The sequence below is a fragment of the Cyanobium sp. FACHB-13342 genome (assembly GCF_014697415.1).
Taxonomy (GTDB): Bacteria; Cyanobacteriota; Cyanobacteriia; order PCC-6307; family Cyanobiaceae; genus Cyanobium_A.
Window position 1 is genome coordinate 37,169 of the sequence record NZ_JACJRT010000001.1, and the last position, 17,071, is coordinate 54,239.

Annotated in this window: 17 protein-coding genes and 1 pseudogene; 7 read left to right on the plus strand and 11 right to left on the minus strand. The window is 64.4% G+C overall.

Going from position 1 to position 17,071, the window contains the following annotated elements:
• Positions 1-307: 307 nt before the first annotated feature.
• The 3 genes from H6G16_RS00235 to H6G16_RS00250 form a co-directional block, all read right to left on the minus strand.
• The gene (locus tag H6G16_RS00235; RefSeq protein WP_199289028.1) at positions 308-2,422 is read right to left on the minus strand and encodes a heavy metal translocating P-type ATPase; all 2,115 of its coding nucleotides are present in this window, start codon (positions 2,420-2,422) and stop codon (positions 308-310) included.
• 290 nt (positions 2,423-2,712) lie between these two features.
• Positions 2,713-3,564 carry a hypothetical protein gene (locus H6G16_RS00245; protein WP_190388328.1) on the minus strand — a complete coding sequence of 284 codons (852 nt, stop codon included), beginning with the start codon at positions 3,562-3,564 and terminating at the stop codon, positions 2,713-2,715.
• 23 nt (positions 3,565-3,587) lie between these two features.
• The gene (locus H6G16_RS00250; RefSeq protein ID WP_190388329.1) at positions 3,588-5,987 is read right to left on the minus strand and encodes a DUF1254 domain-containing protein; all 2,400 of its coding nucleotides are present in this window, start codon (positions 5,985-5,987) and stop codon (positions 3,588-3,590) included.
• 303 nt (positions 5,988-6,290) lie between these two features.
• Here H6G16_RS00250 and H6G16_RS00255 point away from each other — a divergent pair, with 303 nt between their 5' ends.
• From H6G16_RS00255 to H6G16_RS00265, 3 genes are all read left to right on the plus strand, one after another.
• Positions 6,291-6,701 carry a hypothetical protein gene (locus H6G16_RS00255; RefSeq protein WP_190388330.1) on the plus strand — a complete coding sequence of 137 codons (411 nt, stop codon included), beginning with the start codon at positions 6,291-6,293 and terminating at the stop codon, positions 6,699-6,701.
• Positions 6,702-6,720: 19 nt separating this feature from the next.
• Positions 6,721-8,250, plus strand: coding sequence for an MFS transporter (locus H6G16_RS00260; RefSeq protein ID WP_190388331.1), 1,530 nt, complete (start codon positions 6,721-6,723; stop codon positions 8,248-8,250).
• A gap of 125 nt (positions 8,251-8,375) precedes the next feature.
• Positions 8,376-8,543, plus strand: a complete 168-nt coding sequence (locus tag H6G16_RS00265) for a hypothetical protein (RefSeq protein ID WP_190388332.1) — start codon at positions 8,376-8,378, stop codon at positions 8,541-8,543.
• A 782-nt stretch (positions 8,544-9,325) separates the two neighbouring features.
• On the opposite strand, the gene H6G16_RS00270 is transcribed toward H6G16_RS00265, so the two are convergent.
• Complete coding sequence (locus H6G16_RS00270; protein ID WP_190388333.1) at positions 9,326-9,703, minus strand: hypothetical protein; 378 nt, start codon at positions 9,701-9,703, stop codon at positions 9,326-9,328.
• Positions 9,704-9,751: 48 nt separating this feature from the next.
• On the minus strand, positions 9,752-11,050 hold the full coding sequence (locus tag H6G16_RS00275) for a DUF2252 domain-containing protein (protein WP_190388334.1): 1,299 nt from the start codon (positions 11,048-11,050) through the stop codon (positions 9,752-9,754).
• 189 nt (positions 11,051-11,239) lie between these two features.
• Between H6G16_RS00275 and H6G16_RS00280 the strand changes: the two are divergent.
• Positions 11,240-11,686: pseudogene (locus tag H6G16_RS00280) on the plus strand (secondary thiamine-phosphate synthase enzyme YjbQ); the annotation flags it as partial.
• An 88-nt stretch (positions 11,687-11,774) separates the two neighbouring features.
• Here H6G16_RS00280 and H6G16_RS00285 read toward each other — a convergent pair.
• Together H6G16_RS00285 and H6G16_RS00290 are read right to left on the minus strand one after the other, a co-directional pair.
• Positions 11,775-11,954, minus strand: coding sequence for a hypothetical protein (locus H6G16_RS00285; protein ID WP_190388335.1), 180 nt, complete (start codon positions 11,952-11,954; stop codon positions 11,775-11,777).
• A 24-nt stretch (positions 11,955-11,978) separates the two neighbouring features.
• Positions 11,979-12,398, minus strand: coding sequence for a heme-binding protein (locus H6G16_RS00290; protein ID WP_190388336.1), 420 nt, complete (start codon positions 12,396-12,398; stop codon positions 11,979-11,981).
• Between the two features lie 180 nt (positions 12,399-12,578).
• Here H6G16_RS00290 and H6G16_RS00295 point away from each other — a divergent pair, with 180 nt between their 5' ends.
• Complete coding sequence (locus H6G16_RS00295; protein WP_190388337.1) at positions 12,579-13,502, plus strand: AEC family transporter; 924 nt, start codon at positions 12,579-12,581, stop codon at positions 13,500-13,502.
• 11 nt (positions 13,503-13,513) lie between these two features.
• On the opposite strand, the gene H6G16_RS00300 is transcribed toward H6G16_RS00295, so the two are convergent.
• Entirely contained in the window at positions 13,514-13,735 is a 222-nt protein-coding gene (locus H6G16_RS00300) for a galactose oxidase (RefSeq protein ID WP_190388338.1), read from the minus strand.
• A gap of 100 nt (positions 13,736-13,835) precedes the next feature.
• Between H6G16_RS00300 and H6G16_RS00305 the strand changes: the two genes are divergently transcribed.
• Positions 13,836-14,030 carry a hypothetical protein gene (locus tag H6G16_RS00305; RefSeq protein WP_190388339.1) on the plus strand — a complete coding sequence of 65 codons (195 nt, stop codon included), beginning with the start codon at positions 13,836-13,838 and terminating at the stop codon, positions 14,028-14,030.
• 233 nt (positions 14,031-14,263) lie between these two features.
• Here H6G16_RS00305 and H6G16_RS00310 read toward each other — a convergent pair whose 3' ends face one another.
• From H6G16_RS00310 to H6G16_RS00320, 3 genes are all read right to left on the minus strand, one after another.
• Positions 14,264-14,539 carry a hypothetical protein gene (locus tag H6G16_RS00310; RefSeq protein ID WP_190388340.1) on the minus strand — a complete coding sequence of 92 codons (276 nt, stop codon included), beginning with the start codon at positions 14,537-14,539 and terminating at the stop codon, positions 14,264-14,266.
• Positions 14,540-14,885: 346 nt separating this feature from the next.
• Positions 14,886-15,146 carry a hypothetical protein gene (locus H6G16_RS00315; protein ID WP_190388341.1) on the minus strand — a complete coding sequence of 87 codons (261 nt, stop codon included), beginning with the start codon at positions 15,144-15,146 and terminating at the stop codon, positions 14,886-14,888.
• Positions 15,147-15,335: 189 nt separating this feature from the next.
• Positions 15,336-16,415, minus strand: coding sequence for a choloylglycine hydrolase family protein (locus H6G16_RS00320; RefSeq protein ID WP_190388342.1), 1,080 nt, complete (start codon positions 16,413-16,415; stop codon positions 15,336-15,338).
• A gap of 259 nt (positions 16,416-16,674) precedes the next feature.
• Here H6G16_RS00320 and H6G16_RS00325 point away from each other — a divergent pair, with 259 nt between their 5' ends.
• Positions 16,675-16,932, plus strand: a complete 258-nt coding sequence (locus H6G16_RS00325) for a hypothetical protein (RefSeq protein WP_190388343.1) — start codon at positions 16,675-16,677, stop codon at positions 16,930-16,932.
• Positions 16,933-17,071: the final 139 nt, after the last annotated feature.

The following is a 17,071-nucleotide window of genomic DNA, read 5'->3' on the forward strand; positions in this document are numbered from 1 at the left end:
ATTGGCGCCGTAGATGTGAATGCTGATCGAGGTGCGACCACGCCAAGCATTAGGAACAGCGGTGAATACCACCCGCTGAGAGCGTTCCCCCCTCAGCCATGATGCGCGCCCCATCGTCATCCTCCTGGTCAATCAACGGCATCCATGCCTGAAGGAAGTGGCGCAATCTGGGCGCGTTCCGCATCGCCCGTTCTCCTCCTTCCTGCGGATGTGACGGGACGCTCAAGATATGCAGGCTGGGGATGGGCCGCCAAGGCACTGGCCTTGGGGATGGGATGAGGCAGAGAGGTTCTGCTGCCCTGATGCCCTATGCCGCAGCTTTTTTGTAGTTCCGCAGCAACGACGAATTCACGATCACCGAGAGCGAACTGAGCGCCATCGCCGCACCGGCAATCATCGGGTTGAGCCAGCCGAGGGCGGCGATTGGCACGCCCAGGCTGTTGTAGATGAACGCCCAGAACAGGTTCTGGCGAATCTTGCGCATCGTGGCTCGGGAGAGGCCAATGGCCGTCACCACATCGCGCAGGTCGTTGCCCAGCAGCAGCAGGTCGCCAGCCTCCTTGGCCACGTCGGAGCCGGTGCCGATGGCGATGCCGATGTCGGCGGTGGCCAGGGCCGGGGCATCGTTCACGCCATCGCCCACCATCGCCACCACCTGGCCGGCCTGCTGCAAGGCCCGGATGGTGCTGGCCTTGTCGGCAGGGCGCACCTCGGCGATCACCTCGGTGATGCCCACCTGGGCGGCGATGGCCTGGGCCGTGGTGCGGTTGTCGCCGCTGAGCATCACCACCCGGATCCGGCGACGCTGCAGCAGCTCAACGGCCCGCCGGGCTTCGGGCCGCACCGTGTCGGCTACCGCCAGCAGGCCGAGCACCTCGCCGCCCTGGCCGATCAGTGTCACCGTGTTGCCGGCGGCTTCCAGCTGCTGCAGGGGGCGCTGCACGGCATCGCTGAGCTGCGGCACAAACCGGCCCGCCAGGCTGCGATTGCCCAGCCACAGGCTCTGGCCAGCCACAACGGCCTGCACCCCCTCGCCCACCTGGGCCTCGAACTGGGTGGCGGGCAGCAACTCCAGCCCCTGCTCCGCCGCGGCGTTCAGCACAGCTGCCGCCAGGGGATGCTCGGAGCCGTGCTCCAACGAAGCGGCCCGCTGCAACAGCTGCTCCGGGGTGGCGGAGCCCAGGGGCACAACCTGGGTGACGGTCGGCCTGCCGCGGGTGAGGGTGCCGGTCTTGTCGAACACCACGGTGGTGAGCCGCTCCACGCGTTCGAGCACCTCGCCGCTGCGGATCAGGATGCCCAGCTCGGCGCCCTTGCCGACGCCCACCATCAGCGCCGCCGGGGTGGCAATGCCCAGGGCACAGGGACAGGAAATCACCAGCACGGCGATGAAGGCCAGCAGCCCCTGGCTGAAGCTGCCGGCCAAGGTCCACAGCGCCAAGGCCGCAACGGCCACACCCACCACCGCTGGCACGAACCAAGCCGTCACCTGATCGGCCAGCCGCTGCACCGGGGCCGAGCTGGCTTGAGCTTGCTCCACGATGCGGATGATCTGGGCCAGGGCGGTGTCGGCACCCACCCGGGTGGCCGTGAAGCGCAGCACACCGGCTCCGTTGAGCGTGCCGCCGATCAGCTCGGAGCCCACCTGTTTGGCCACCGGTAGGGATTCACCGGTGATCAGCGCCTCATCCACCGCCGATTGCCCCTCCAGCACAACCCCATCGGCCGGCACCGTTTCGCCGGGTCGCACCAGCAGCAACTCGCCTTGCAGCACCGTCTCGGCCGGCACGACCATCTCCTGGCCTTCACGGATCACCGTGGCCTGGGCAGGTTGGAGATCCAGCAGCCGGCGCACGGCTGCGGAGGAGCGCTGCTTGATGATCTCTTCCATGTATTTGCCCATCAACACGAAGGCGATCACCACCGCCGACACCTCGAAGTAGACGCCCCGCTCATCGATGCCAACCGGCAGGAGTTGGGGTGCAAACACGACAACCACGCTGTAGAGGTAGGCCACCGAGGTGCCCAGCGCGATCAACACATCCATGTTCAGGGCCCGGCGCCTCAGGGCTGCCCAAGCACCGGTGTAAAAGCCCCAGCCGCCGATCAGCTGCACAGGGGTGGCGAGCAGAAACAGCCACACCCCCCAGGTGAGCCAGGGCAACTGGGGCACGGGCGCCCAGCTCAGCAGGCTGACCCCAGCGGCCAGGGCGATGAAGGCCGCAGCCCGCAGGATCGCCAGAGCCAGAACTCCCGTGAGGGCAATCCCGACGCGGCGGCGCATCCGGCGCATCTCGTGTTCGGGCGCCAGGAAGGTCTGGCGGCAGCCCTGGCTGCAGAAGTAGTAGGTGCGGCTGCCCCGCTGGGCCGAGAGCGCGGTGGCCGTGGGCACCACCATGCCGCAGATCGGATCCTTGGCCATGGGGCCTGATGGCGCCGCTGCAGCGTGCATGGCAATGGGGTCGCTGATCGTCACTCTGCTGAGCCCAACACGAGATGGCTGTAGGTAGAAGCCCCACTCCTGCCCGGCAGGGCCCCGCAAGAGGCTGACGCCCGTACTAATTCGGTCGAAGGCGCGCCTGGCGGAGCACGGCCGAAGGGCGCTCACCAAAGAGGCGCGTGAAATCACGGGTAAAGGAAGCGGCATTCACAAAACCCAGACCCAGGGCCACCGAACCAACGGAATCACCGTGCGCGGGATGCTGGAGACGCTCACGGGCTTTCTGCATCCGGCAGCGCTTCACCCATTGCACCTGGGCTGCAGCCCAGGTGGGCGCGAAAAGCCAACTGAAGACTGCGGCGCGAATAACCCGACTGCCGTTCCAGATCACTCAGCGCCAAGGGTTGATCGGCATGGGCTTCAATCCAGGTGGCAAGAGTTTTCACCCAAGCGGAGCCAGTCTCCCCCAAGGAAAACCGGCTTGAACAGTCATCGCCTGCATGCAGCCCTGGGATCAGCAGCAACACCCAAAGGCGCAAAATCTGATCATCAATCCGGGAGTGGTGCAGAACATCAGCCCCTGCAGAAATCAAAAGATCAAGATTTTGATACGTCGAGTAGAGAACCTTGGCAAGGCGTTGATTGCGAACTCCCTGCACTGGGATCAACTGTGGTGACGAGAGCATCGCCTTGATCATCACGCTGCTTTCATGGACACCTGCCATCGACAGTGCGGTTTGCAGAAGGGCATCGGGATCAACAAATGTCACCACACCAGCCGTCACCGTGTTCTCAATCTGCAGCGGACCGGGAGGCACATACAACAGGGATTCGTGGGTCCAACTGTCCAACCAATGGCGCTCCACACGCCAACGCGTCAGGCCCCGATAGGGCATCACCAGATGGGCGAGCCCAGAGCCCGTGCTTTCGAGTTGAATCGCACTTCCGTGGGTGCTCAGAATCCGCATGCAGCCGAGGGGGAGCATGGCCATGCGATTGACGAATTGGCCCTGACGCGCCCTGGGCTCACAGACATGGCTCGGCGTCCACGCGTTGAGTTGGTCAGCCCAGGATTGCGGGCAATCAAACGCGTGACTCAGGCCTGGCTGGCCCAGCAGGGGCATGCGCACAGGCAAACCGCCATGCATCAGGGCACAGGAGTGGGTGTCGGCAGCTTGTAGGCGCCGCTGAGCACCGAAGGACCCGGCCGATAAATGCGCATAATCAGATTCCAACCCGGCGCCACATCCAGCCGATTGGGTCGCTGACCGCAGGCCTGCTCAGAGCCAAACGCCACCGTAAAGGTGCCATTGGGGTTGAGCACCACGTTGCTGGAATTGACCACAGCATTGGCATGCTTCATGTAGCCATCCTCGCCGTAGAGGGTGATCGACCAGAAGGCCTTGTTCTCCGGCACCGTATAGGTGGCGATGTGGCAAAGGCGGGGATTAAACGCACCGGCAGTGCTCAGATAGGTGGCATCGGTCTCCGGATTCAGGCCCCAAGCGGCGGCCGCCGCCAGATGGCGCGTGCGTTCATTCACCGTTCCGCGGGGCCCCATCATTCCCTTGTAACTGGAATAGGCCTTGGCTTCCCGCTCATAGCGTTGGGTGAGGGCTTGGAGGGAAACCTGATCCCAACGCTGCGGCGGCAGGGGGTCGGCACTGGCCGCCTTCACCACCACCGAATCCTGGAGGCGATTCACCTCAGCAATCTCCGCGGGATCCTTGGGATTGAACAGCTGGGTGCGCACCACCACCGCCAGATACTTGGTGTCCTTCGGCAGGGAATAGGTGCCGGGCTCATAGAGCACGGCCGGTGCGTAGTGATCATTGTCAACCAGCAGCACCGACATGAAGCGCCCCTTGGGGTGCGGCGGGATCGTGACCGTGGCGCCCTTGGAGGTATCCACAATCGAGGCGGAATACAGCGTGTCGAGATTCATGCGCACCACCGTCTGCTGATCCAGCGGTGTGGGCTTGCGGATCACAAACCAGCGGTTCACCCCGCCAGCCTGGCGGGCGATGTTGTGGAAGGTGCGATCGGTCTCCGCACGGATGTAGGTCTGGGGCGTCACCACCTCGCCACGTGGCGATGGAGCCTGGGCTTGGGCTGGCTGGGCCGGAAGGGGCTCGGGCTGGAGCGAGGGCGGCTTCCACTGCCCCTGGAGTGCCGCCGCTTTCGGCCCGTACAGGCGCAGGAACAAAGCAAAGGGCCCATCAGGTGCGGGCAGCCAGTTCGACTCCAGGGCCTTGGAGGGGGCCTGGTGTTGCACCAGCAGGCTGAGGCCGCCATCGGGATCCCGTTTCAGCCCCGGCAGCATCGGCGAATTGATCAGGTAGCGGTTCAGCGGATTGGCATACAGCAAACTCTCTGGCAAGCGATACAGCGTCAGCGACCAGAACGAATTCACCGGTGGTAGCCCCCCCGGTGCAAAGCGCAGGCGGTAGGCATGGCGGCGGCCATCGAGCTTGCTGCCATCCGCATCCACGAAATAGGCCGGATAGAGGGCCTCCTCGCGGCTGTTGCCATAAATGCCCAGCACGGCGCCGGTCATCCGGTTGAGGCTGTTGTTGTCCAGAAACTCACGCGTGCCGAACAGATCACCGGAGGTCACCTCCCCCTTGTCGATGCGCACCTTGAGCGCGGCGAAATCCCTCCAGGCGTCGGCCATGCCCGCTTCCAGTGCGGCGCGACTCTGGGGGGAGAGCTTGCTGGGGTCAAAGGGCTGGCCTGGTGCGATGCCAATGCGAGCGAACGACTCGCGCAGCTTCTGGTCTGCTGGATGGGTGGGGGCATAGGGCAGCAGAGCATTCATCACCGCGAAAAAACGCAGTGAAGTTTTCTGCTCCTCAGGGGTGAGTGGCTTCTCCAGTCGAAGGGCCGGCACCGTGGGCGGGGCGGGACGACCGAGGAACGCCGAAAGGGGTTGCACCTTGTATTGGGCCTGGATCGCCTGCACCGCCTTGAGGTCTGCGGCGTTGAACAGCTGCGTGCGATAGAGGGCCAAGGCCAGATCCGTTTCGGAGCGAATCACCTTCGTGATTCCCGGGGGCGTGCTGCCCTTCCAGTTGGGGCCCGCAATCAGGAAGGAGCCACCGGCGTTACCGGTGGTCCGGCTACCGAGATAGGCGAAGTTGTGGGTGTAGAGGTCGATCAGCTGAATGCTCCAGTAGCGCTTCTGCTCGATCGGGGGCACCGTGAACACGATTGGTTCCTGGCGCAAATCCAGGCCCACAAACGAATAGGGCGTGTCGGAGTTGGGGGTCTGCACGGCCCTGTCGGCCGGTGTGTAGACGCGCGGAACGTTGAGGAGCTGGTTGTAGGGCGCCTTGTAGTCGGGATTGGTGGGATCGACGAAATAGGCGTATTGGATGCGGTAGTTGTCCACCATCGGGAAGCCATACACGTAGGCATCCCGAGCGATCTGGCGAATTTCAGCAGGCGATAGGGCCTGCTGGGAGATCACCGCCGATTCAGCTAACGCAGGCGCGGCCGGCATCACCCCGGAGACGGCCAACAGAACAGGCAGACCGGCGCGCCACATCGGAAATCAGGTGGATGGGTCTTCCGATTGTGACCATGGCGACAGAGCGAGGCCATCCGACCATGCCAAATGCGCAGCGAAGCCGGGGGTGGGTGCGCAATTGGCAAAACACTCGAGCCACCACCACGGGTCTGAGGGCCCCTGTCCAGCTCATCGGAGCTGAGATGGCTGCCCCCCGCAGCAACACCCTGGGCGACTGTCACTGTGGCTGACGGCCGTTAAGCGGAGAAGGGTAGGGAAGGGGCCGAAGCTACGGATGCAAAATAGTTGGGCATGGGATGCGTTAAATCCGGCCCGATCTGGATGCCCGTCAACACCATGATTATTCGTGCCTTGCTCGTCTATTTCACGTATTGCGGAAATGACTTCAAAGTTGAATTCCCGACAGGCAGTGGCCAGATGATGAATCTCTATGAGGTTGCCGAGCAACTCGCGCACCGATTGGTGTCGATCTTCACGCGCAATGCAGAGGGCCTCAGGCCGGTCTTCGGCAGTCAGCAGACCTTTCAGCACGACCCCCATTGGAAGGATCATCTGCTGTTCTATGAATATTTCCACGGTGACAACGGCGCTGGCATTGGCGCCAGCCACCAGACCGGCTGGAGTGGCCTGGTGGCGAATCTGATCCACTTTTTCGCCGCCAACACCCAGGAGAGTCGTCTGGCCCAGGGCGCGACGGGGAACATGCCCCAAGCACACACCAGCGTGCGCTGAGTCCGATGCTTTCAGCCCGTTGAGCCCTCACCCCACCCGAGCCCTGGCGGTGCCCTTCCTTGGGATTCTGGCCAGCCTGCAACTGATCGACCCGAGCGTGGCCAACAACGCCCTGGTGAAGGCCGGCCAATCCCTGGCGATGCAGGGCCCCACGTTGGCCCTGGCAGCCAGCATCTCCACCCTGGCTCAGGCGGCCACCGTTCTCTTGATGGGCTTTCTCGGAGATCGCCTGGAGCGCCGGCAGGTGTTGATGGGCGCCTTGCTCTTGGCCATCGCCGGGGATGGCATCGCCCTGGCGGCACCCCATGCGGGCTTGTTTCTCTTGGGTCGTGCCCTGGCCGGCATCGCCGTGGGCGGTGTGCTCGTGCTGTCGTTTGCAGCCGTGGGCGCCGTGAGCCGTGCCGACCAGCTCGGCAAGGCGTTGGGCGTGTGGCACCTCTGGACCATTGCTGGCTTTATCGCCGGCTCACTCCTGGGCGGCCTGTTGGCCAACAGCAGCTGGCGCCTGGGTCTGGGCCTGGTGCCCTTACTGGCGCTGCTGTGTCTGGCGTTGCTGCCGCTGCTGGTGCCGCCGATGCCCGCCGACACCAAGCTCAGGCCCGATTGGCCAGGGTTGATCAGCATCGCGGCAGCGATGGTGCTCTTTCTCAGCGGTGTCTGTCACGCCATCCAGGGGCTCAGCTCGCCGCAGTTTCTGGTGCCCAGCCTGTCTGGGGTGGTGCTGTTCGGCGTGCATCTGCTGATCGAGCGTCACCGTCAGGAGCCGATCTTCCCGGTTGCGCTCTACCGGCGTGGTTGCTTCGCGGCGGCGATCGTGAGCGGCATCGCCGGCAACGTCGCCTGGGCCGTGGTGCAGTTGCAAACGAGCAATTTCTGGCAGCTGGTTCAGCACTTCAGCACCGCGCAAGTAGCCATGGCCCAGCTCCCCCTGCTCGTCAGTTCTGCCGTGGCCGCTGTGCCGGCCGGCTGGCTGATGCGTCCCGGTCGCCGCACCACCCAGCTGATGGCTGGTGGCATCCTGGTGCTCGTGCTCGGCCTGCTGTGGTTTGCCGCCATCCGCGCCGACAGCGCCTACAGCGCCCTGGTGATGCCGATGGTGCTGGTGGGCAGTGGCCTGGCCTTCATGATCGTGCCCCAGGCGACGTTGTTCGTCCAGGAAGCTCCGCCGGGCTCGCTCGGCCCCGTTACGGCCTTTCGCACCACCACCGGTCAGTTTGGCTTCGCCTTGGGTTTCGCCGCCAGCGCCGCGATGGTGAATGGCTTTGGTGCCGCCAACCTGCATCAACAGGTGCTGAAGCTGGGCGGCACAACCGTTTGGAGTTCGGAACTCGAAGCCAAGGTGCGGGCGGCCCTGGGCAGCGGCAGGCTGAGCCACGCCACAGGATTGCCGGCGCAGGCCATCCAGCTGATGAGCGACACCTACGCCAGTGGCCTGGCGGGCACCATGCTTGTTGCAGCCTTGCTGGTGGGATTGCTCGGCGCCATCAGCCTGCTGCTGCTGGTGATTGGCCACCGGCAAGAGGGTGTGGAACAGGGGACGCGGGCCTAGGTCGCCGCAACTCGCTCCAAACAGCCGTGAAAGCTTTGGTGAGAACTGCCTGAGACCTTGCCCAATTTTGCTGACAGCAACGGCTTGGGTGATTCAGGTTGGGGGTTCGTGAGACGTCCATCGCGATGACACCCTCGTCCCTGGGACCCGAGCGCACCCGCTCTGTTGTGGCCTACAAGCTGGCCGGTTTGCTTCGCGCTGCCGAGGCCGATCAAGGTCGTCATGGAGCCGAGGCCTGGCGGCGCAAGTTGGAGCCCCTGGTTGCCGCTCTGGCGGCAACCCGCCCGGGTTGATCCAGCCGATAGCCGCCGTGGAGGCGATAGTTGAAGTCGTTGAACGCCACCCAGGTTTGTTGAGGACATGGCATGCCCCAACTGCGGAAGTTGGTCGGTGAAGGCGGATCGCAGCCTGGCCGGGAGGCTGGTGTGCGGGCGTTGCGCTCAGCCACTGGGGGGTGCTCAGGCGCCTAGGCGGAGGCGCACCCGATCGCACCGGCAAAGGGTCTCCTTGGGGATCGGGCTGGTGATGTTGGTGGCGTTCTCGGCGCTGCTGGCGTTCTGGGATCTGCAGCGGGCCCGGTTCGCTGCACCGCCCGGTGGGCTGGCGCCGCAAGCGCAGCCCAAAAGTCCGGGATTCTTCTAATCCGTGCCCTGCGCCTGAACCGCGATACACCCTTGCATCGGATCGATGTTGCGGAAGGGGCAGGGGAAAAGGGATCCCCCGATCAGTTCTCCCCGCTGCCGCCCTCTCCCGTTCTCTCCCCCTGAGGTCCGGAGCCCATCGCGGCGCCAAGGGCACGGCACGACGCGATTGGATCAACCCCCGGAGCAAGACCCAAGGCCTTGCGCAACGCATCGAGCTGAGCCACGGACTGGAGATCGATCGTGCTGGCCACCTGCTCGCAGGCCAGCTTTTTCAGGGCCTGGGGATCTGGACGACCACACCCGGCGAGCAATCCCAGAGCGATGCAAACTCCAACGGTCGCAACTCGGATCATCGGCATCGAGACGAAAGCCTGGTCAAGGTAGGGACAACGGTCCACTGGTGCTGGTTGAGCGGGTGCCCACATCCCCTGTCAGAGGCCAACTTTCACCTTGACTGGTGCCTGGGGATCCATATCCACCTGGATCGGTTTGGTCTCATCCACCTGAACCTGGATCGGCTGGGCATTGCGAACCTGCACCTCCAGTGGCGCTCTGTTGGTCACGCTCAGATTGATCGGAGCATGCTCGACCACTTTCACTGCCAGGCTGCGGCTGGGTTCAATCTGAACCGGCCTTGGCATGTTCAGCTCCCCCTTCACCTTGCCGCCGAGTTGCAGCGGCTCCGTAAAGCTGTGCTCCAACTTCACTTGGATTGGGTGTTGGCTGAGGCGCACCAAGCCGGCCAGTGCCATACCGCCGAGCGCTAGGGCGGTGACCGGCCAGCGCAGCTTCAACCAGTGGGGAGTCATGCAGCAGGGAAGATCAACCCCCATTCAATGGCGCAGACCGAGAAATGCCTACGCCGAGGGCATCTCTGCTCCGGGTTCATGGCCTTGGCTCATGGCTCCCACAAAGGAGGCATGGTCGGCCTCGGCCAGATCCGCATGGTGCACGGCCTGCTGCAAAAGACCCTGGGCAAAGTGCTTCGGGTCATCGATGTGGGCGGCCATGGCACGGCGGTCGCCGCCTCTGGCGTGGGCCTTGGCCAGGGTCCAGCCGCAGAGCCAGCCGTAATCCTTGAGGCCATCGCCATCCAACTGGGCCACATCCACCGAGGCCTTCCAATCGCGGAAATGGCGGATATAGATGTGATCACCTGCGGGGTTGGTGGTCCAACCCAGAAAGGCATCACTGGCGGTTTGCAGCAACCGCTGCCCCTCCACCACCCGCTGCCCTTGATGCTTCGGTGCAGGCAGATTCACAAAGGGAGCCAGCACGGAGGGTTCGGCCTGCTTGCCCTGCAGCACCAGGATGTCGTCTGGATGCGGGCCCACGAACAGGGTGATGCCACAGCGGGTGCCAATGGAGCCCACGCCCACCGCCTTGAGGGCGGAATCGGTGAACTGATACTGCCCCAGCAGGTGCTGCATGGCGGAAGAGATCGAGCCCATGTAGCTGCGCAGCATGGTCAGCGACCAGTCCTGCCAGTCCATGCCGGCCAGCCAGGTTGGCTCGAGCTCGTCAAAGCGCCAGATCAGCGGCGGCTGATGGCGAAAACGCAGCGCACCCCTGCCATCGGCTTCACAGAGTTTGCGCACCGCCTGGCGACTGTCCCTGTGCAGGGCGACCTCTGTCACCTGGCTCAGGTGGGTGCGGAAGTTGGCGCTGGCGCGTTCGTCGATCAACCGTTCCAGCGGCAGCCGTGCCACCCACATCGGCATCAGGGCCATGGCGGCAAACTCCGCCATCGCCTCGCCATAGGCACGCACCGTGCGGCGGCAGATCCGGCTCTGCTGCTTCTCGCTCAGCCCCAGGCTGCGGGCTGCCAACACAAAACTGGCGGCCAACCGCAGCACATCCCACTCGAAGGGCCCGGGATGGGTTTCATCGAAGTCGTTGATGCCGAACAGCAGTTGCCGCTCAGGGGAGCCATAGAAGCCAAAGTTGAGCAGATGGGCATCGCCGCAAAGCTGCACCATCAAGCCCGAGTGGGGCTCGCGGCCAAGGTCGGCCGCCATCACGATGGCGGCGCCGCGGAAAAAGGCAAACGGGCTCTCGGCCATGCGCCGCTGGCGTTCAGGCAACAGCCAGGGCAGGCGGTTGGCCTCCTGTTGTCTCAGCAGCTCCAGCGGATCCAGGCGTGGACCTGAGTTCATCGCTGGGCTCTCCGCGCCAGGCCTGCCGTCAGATTGGCAATGGCACACCGACCAGGCAATGAAGACCCTGCGCACTTGCGGGCATCCACGGCGGCGGCCTGGCTGGGGGGGGGGAGGCGTGAGCCGTTTCCCTTGCCCGACTGCCCAGCTGCGCTGCTATGGGTTGGGCTCGTCGCCGCAGCCACTGCAATGCGCCAGGTTCTCGAGCAGCTTGAACTCCGCACCAGCGGCCAGGGCTTTACCCGGCTGAACGAATCGCTCAACACGTGGATTGCTGACGCCGCCATCCAGTTGGGCGTGCTGCACCTCACCTGCCTGCACACCAGCGCCAGCCTCACCATCAACGAAAACGCCGACCCACGGGTGCTGAAGGACCTGGCGATGTGGATGGATGCAGTCGTTCCTCAGGATGGCCTCGGCCCCCTCGATGGGCAGGGCCAGCGCACGCGTTACCTCCACGACGATGAGGGCGACGACGACATGCCGGCCCACATCCGTACCGCACTGACGGCGCAGACCATGACCCTGAGCGTCAAAAGCGGTCGCCTGCTCCTGGGGACATGGCAGGGGATTTACCTGTGGGAACACCGAGCCATGCCGCAACGCCGGCGGATTGCCTGCCATTTGGTTGGGGAGTAGCCCAGTTGGTCTTTAGTGAAGGGCGGAGGTGCAGGGACTGACTGGGTGGCGACTCCTCTGGAGCCACGAACGCTGCGCCAGCTCCTCAGCTGCCAATCTTGCGATCCAACCACTGGGTGAGCACATAGACCCCGATGAACATCGGCAGATAGGCGATCCACATGTTCGGGAGGTCAAGCTCTGCGTTGTTGATCAACACCAACCCGCCATAGCTGACCGCGCCATAGATCAAGGCCCTGCGCAGTGGTCCGGTGATCTTGTTCAAGTGGAGTGGGCAAGGTGCCTTAACTCAGGCTAGGCATGCCAGCAGGGCATCGATACCAGCCTGGGCCACGATCAGATCCTGCTCGGCGGTGCCGGAGCCGACGCCGATAGCCCCCACCAGGCAGCCACTCACCATGATCGGTAGCCCGCCGCGGAGGTTGGTGAAGCGGCCCTGGGTGGCCGCGACCAGTCCTGCCGCCAGCGGCTCGGCCAATTCGCCGCTGGGCTTGGCGGATGAGGCGGCCGTGACGGCCTTCTGGGTGGCGGACCACTGGCTGAGCACCTTGGCGCCATCCATGCGCAGGAAGGCGAGCAGATGGCCGCCGCGATCGACGATGGCGATGCACTGGGGAACGCCGATCTCCTGGGCTTTGGCCGTGGCTGCCTGCAGCACGATCAGCGCCCCTTCGCTGCTCAGTTCGAGACGGTTCTGCAGAACGGCCATGGCCGATGGACCCATCGGGGATAACTCCCATGATCCCGTTGCTGTCAGGCTCCGCCAAGGCGGCCGGCCAGCGCTTGCGCAATTGATGCTGCCGCAGGATCATGGCTGTGGCCCCCTTTCTTGGATGCTGCTGATCCATGGGGATGGCCTCTGTTCCAGCCTCACCGCCGGGTGGTTGCCGTGGCTGACGTGCTGCTGGCCCTCGGGCTGATTGCCTTGCTGGGCAGCCTGCTGCGCTATTGGCTCCCCGACTTCGATGTGGAAGCTGCCCGCCGCAGCATCGGCGTGCTGGTGCTGAATGTGTTCCTGCCGGCCCTGGTGTTTCGGGTGATCTGCAGCGTGCCGAGTGGCCCGGAAATGGTGCAGATCCCTCTGGTCATGGGGATCGCTGTGGTCTGCTGCCTGGGGCTGGCCCTCCTGCTCTTTCGACCCCTGGCGATGCCTGCTGAGGAGAAGGGGGCGCTGGTTCTGGCCAGTGCCTTTGGCAATGTCACCTATCTGGGGCTGCCGGTGCTGCAGGGTCTGTTCCCAGGGCTTGCGCTGCAGGTGGCCAAGGTGGCGATCCTCAGCGAGGTGACCACCACGCCCCTCAATCTCAGCGTGGGGGTGGCGCTGGGCGAGAGCTTCAGGGGCACGGTGAGTCGCGGCGTCTGGCGTCAGGCCCTGCGCGCGGTGGTCACGATGCCGGCGCTCTGGGCCATCGTGCTGGCCCTTGTCTGGACCGGTAGCGGCATACCAGTGCCGGGGTTTCTGATGGAGGCCACCCGGATACTTGGCAACACGGTGACCGGGTTGATGATGTTGTCGCTGGGGATGGGCCTGCGTTATCGCAGCCTGCACCGGCCTTGGCCGTTGCTGCTGGCCAGCACCATCAAATTGCTGGTTTCGCCGCTGGTGGTGCTGGCCGCCGCCCGCTGGATCGGCCTGGAGCAGCCCTACCTTCAGGCCGTGGTGCTGGAGGGTGCGATGCCCACCCAGCTGCTCACCTTCGTGATCGCCGATCGGGTGGGCCTGGATGTGGAGCGCTTGGCGCTTTGCATTCTGCTCAACACCGCAGCTTCATTCGTGACGATTCCCCTGCTGCAAGGCTGGTTGTTGAGCTGAAGGCCACCAGCTCACAGCGAGCGGTCACAGCTGACATCGGTCCAGCCCTGGCAGCGTCTGGTGAGCACGGGGATGCAGTTCACCCCGGCGTAGTGCCTGAACCAATGCGAGGGCATGCAGACCTGGCGGCTGCGGGTTGTCACGAGCACCTCGCTGACGAGGTAGGGCCACGCCTCGATCGGGGCTTCAAGTCGGGCGGCCAGGGCCGCAGGCCGGGGCAAGGGCACACCCATGCGTCACTCCAAATGCGTACACCTGGTCGAGCACGGTTGGAGCGGGTTGACTGCCGCAGCCCTCGGGGCTGGATACGGTTCGGGGAGAGAAGAGGTGTCGATGCTCCGCGAACTCGTGCTGGCGATCGGCATCCCCCTGCTGGTGCTGCTGCTGGCGGGGCTGGCCCTGAAGCAGTGGGGTGATCGGCTGCCGACGTGGCTGCAGCGGTTGGCCGAGCGCCCGTCCTGGCTGTGGAACGCAGGCATCGGGGTGATCATTGGCCTGTCGCTGTTGCGCTGGCTGTTGCAGCGCTGAAGCTCACAGGCCGCTACCAGGCATGGAGTGCTCGGAATGCCTTGATCCAGATGTCAGCGTTGACCTTGGCCAAGTCTGCTTGGGGCTTCCTCAGCACGCGATCTGCTTTGCATCCAACAAGACAGGGGAGCTGCTGATGCAGGGTGAGACCGAAACTCATGGTCACGCCCAGAGGGCCAGCTGAGCCTCAGCCGCTAGCAGGAAGTGAAAGAGAAGACTGTGGCCGCGGCTGATCAGCCGCAGACGATGCGCATGACGCGGCCGTCCAAAACGGTCAGGGTCGCGCGATCTTCGCGGTAGTCCGTGGTCATGGGCGCATTGGGGCCGCCCGCACGGAGCGCGCGGATTCCCGGCATGGCTCGCAGCACCGCCTCGACCTCCGGGTGGGGCTTGCCGATCAGTGCGGGGAAGGCGGCCTCTTGTGCGGCGCAGGCGCCGCGTTGCATGGGCTCCGCAAAGGCTGCGAAGGGAATGAGCGACAGCAGGGTGAGCGTGGCGCAAGTCCTCATGGGTGCATCATGCCCGCCAAGTCCGGCGGGGCCTGATTGGGGGGTCAGAGCACCGATAACACCGAACATGCGCAGACATCGCCCATGCCCAGCGCTCCACTGGGAAGCTGTCAGCAGTGCCGACTGAGCGGCTCGCTGGCAAGAACCGCCAGAAACTGCTTTGTGTGTGGCTCAGGGGGAGGGGTGAGCGGTTTCGGGGATTGCAAGAGGATCGGGCAGCCCCTGGCTGATCGCAAGAGCGCGCTTGTAGATGGCGCTTGAGGTCTCGCCGGCAGCCTCCATGGCAATGCGCATGTTCTGCCAATAGTGCAATGTTTGGTCTTGCGTCATGAGAGCTACGGCGGTCTCAGGCGCAAACGGTCTGTCTGCCGCGCCGCCGGCCCAGCGGTTCGATCCATTCGTTCAACACCACCTGGTGCTGGACAAGACGACCTGGCAGGCGGCAGCCAAGGTTGATCTGCCCTTCGTCGACCAAGCGACCCAACCGAATAGCCAGGGCTTCCTCGTGCCGAACAAAAGCCCCCTGCTGGGAGGCAACCCAAGAGATCTCGCGTTCCGTGATCACGCCGCTGGAGAGGGACTCCAGAAAGACTTCCCCGACAGTCATGGGAGCCATGTAACGAGTTCGTTACATGCTGTCGCGTCCATGGCCTGTCTGTGGCCCGACCGGGCCAGCGACTGGTTGACCACCGCGTAGCTCAGGGGCGAAGGGCGAGCTGGGCACTGCAGCAGCAATCAGCCCAGCATCCGGATCCAGACCCACCACCACAGCAGGGCCTGGTCAACCTGACCGACCTCAGGGCATCAGGGTGGTGACGCGCATGGGTTGATCCAAGGGCATGGTTTTGATCTGCCCGCCCGCCAGGGGCAGCTGGTCAAACCTCAGGCTCCGCAGGTCTGGGTTGTCGTAGGTCTGGATGTAATACACGAGGTTCTTCATGTCGGCGGCGACTGTCCACTCGGTGATTTCGTAGCCCGCCGATGTGTCAGCGCCGCCGTAGGCGCTGCCCACCGGCAGATTGATGCTGCCGGGCGGAAGATCGAACTGCCCCAAGATGCGAAAGGCAGTGCCCACCTGCTGCTGCGTAGTCAGGTTGGTGGGCGCATAGCGGGCAAAGGTGAAGGCCTGCACGAAGCGTGAGGAGGAGAGGAAATCTCCCGGCAACCCGTAGAAGCCTTCGCCGGAGCTGGCGGGAGGTAAGGGCATCCGTCCCGCCTTGAGGGTGGGTGCTGGGTTGTTGCTCATGTTGGCGGCGTCACCCACACTCGCCAGGTGGAAGGCCAGGGGGGGATTGTTGGTGTAGACGCCCGTGGGATTTTCCTTTAGTTCCAGGGCGCCATCGATGTATTCCACCGAGAGGGAGCGGCCCTGGTTGTCATGCAGGGTCATGTGAACGCCCACGGTGCCGCCGAAGGACGCCAACGGTGCTCCATTCACCAGCACCTTCGGGAGCCCGGCCTTCACCTCATCCAGCGTGCCGAACTGACTGAGCACGTAGGTGAGCATCTGCCAGCTCACGATCGAGTTGCGCGCCTGAGCGGCAGACACGTTCTGGTACTTGGCCCAGCCCGGGAAATTCAGCATGCCGCCGGAGAGTCCCTTTTCATTCATGCCGTCGACCACCATGTCGAGGCCGAGAACATTCAGGCCCGCCACGGCATAGCGGGTGGTCCACGGCTTGCCGCTTCCGGCCTTGCCGTTCGGGCCGACGCCCACCAGCTTCGTGCCGCGCTGGATCAGGATCGCCTTGCTTTTCATCGGCATCCCGAACTCCATAGTGCGCCCATAGACACGCCCATTGTCGTTCCCCTTCAGGGTGAAGCTGGTGCAGGCCTCGCTGGTGCCCGTTTGCAGGGCAGCGAGAGCCAGGGCCATGAGGGCGATTTGGGCGCGCTTGATCACAATGACGGCGGTGGATTGCTTACTGCAGGTTTTTAGAGTCCCTGGACTGGTGTGGGTGAAGGTCGCGGGATTTCTTCGTAACTCCGATGCGCCTGTCTCGATGGAAACCCCAGTTCATCGGCCCCACTTTGTCCGGGCAGCGCGCAGGGGCGGTTCCCCGTATCCGGCCGTACCTGCCAGAACGCGCCAGCAGGCCAAGGATGGATGCGGAAAGAAAGGAGATACCCCCCGCATGCGTGAGGTTGTGTTCCGCGTTCTGGCTGAACGCCCCGGCCACCTGGAAGCCCAGGCCGACACCCTGCCCATCCACATCACCGCTCCGACCCTGGAGGATCTGCAGCACGAGGCTCGAGAAGCCCTGATTGAGCATGTCGGCCCAGCCCACTGCGCTTACCGGGTACGCGTGCGCCGCTGCCCAGGTGTTGCTGTGAGCAGCATCCGGCCGCTGGGGCGCTCTGCAGCGCTCTGCCCCGTGAAGCACCCTTCATGAACTCCCATTGCCCCCGATGAAGACCGGTGTCGATCGCCCTCGAGCGCTTGTCAGCCCCTACCGGCAGATCCATCGTGGTTGCAACGGGATTCGGAGGCTCCATTGATGGAAGACACCCCCCCTGAGCACCAGATAGGAG

Excerpts from the sequence above, each read along its gene's own strand:
- H6G16_RS00235 (WP_199289028.1), bottom strand. The coding sequence starts at position 2,422 with ATGGCCAAGGATCCGATCTGCGGCATGGTGGTGCCCACGGCCACCGCG.
- H6G16_RS00245 (WP_190388328.1), bottom strand. The coding sequence starts at position 3,564 with ATGCCCCTGCTGGGCCAGCCAGGCCTGAGTCACGCGTTTGATTGCCCG.
- H6G16_RS00250 (WP_190388329.1), bottom strand. The coding sequence starts at position 5,987 with ATGTGGCGCGCCGGTCTGCCTGTTCTGTTGGCCGTCTCCGGGGTGATG.
- H6G16_RS00255 (WP_190388330.1), top strand. The coding sequence starts at position 6,291 with ATGCCCGTCAACACCATGATTATTCGTGCCTTGCTCGTCTATTTCACG.
- H6G16_RS00265 (WP_190388332.1), top strand. The coding sequence starts at position 8,376 with ATGACACCCTCGTCCCTGGGACCCGAGCGCACCCGCTCTGTTGTGGCC.
- H6G16_RS00270 (WP_190388333.1), bottom strand. The coding sequence starts at position 9,703 with ATGACTCCCCACTGGTTGAAGCTGCGCTGGCCGGTCACCGCCCTAGCG.
- H6G16_RS00275 (WP_190388334.1), bottom strand. The coding sequence starts at position 11,050 with ATGAACTCAGGTCCACGCCTGGATCCGCTGGAGCTGCTGAGACAACAG.
- H6G16_RS00290 (WP_190388336.1), bottom strand. The coding sequence starts at position 12,398 with ATGGCCGTTCTGCAGAACCGTCTCGAACTGAGCAGCGAAGGGGCGCTG.
- H6G16_RS00300 (WP_190388338.1), bottom strand. The coding sequence starts at position 13,735 with ATGGGTGTGCCCTTGCCCCGGCCTGCGGCCCTGGCCGCCCGACTTGAA.
- H6G16_RS00305 (WP_190388339.1), top strand. The coding sequence starts at position 13,836 with ATGCTCCGCGAACTCGTGCTGGCGATCGGCATCCCCCTGCTGGTGCTG.
- H6G16_RS00310 (WP_190388340.1), bottom strand. The coding sequence starts at position 14,539 with ATGAGGACTTGCGCCACGCTCACCCTGCTGTCGCTCATTCCCTTCGCA.
- H6G16_RS00315 (WP_190388341.1), bottom strand. The coding sequence starts at position 15,146 with ATGACTGTCGGGGAAGTCTTTCTGGAGTCCCTCTCCAGCGGCGTGATC.
- H6G16_RS00320 (WP_190388342.1), bottom strand. The coding sequence starts at position 16,415 with ATGGCCCTGGCTCTCGCTGCCCTGCAAACGGGCACCAGCGAGGCCTGC.
- H6G16_RS00325 (WP_190388343.1), top strand. The coding sequence starts at position 16,675 with ATGCGTGAGGTTGTGTTCCGCGTTCTGGCTGAACGCCCCGGCCACCTG.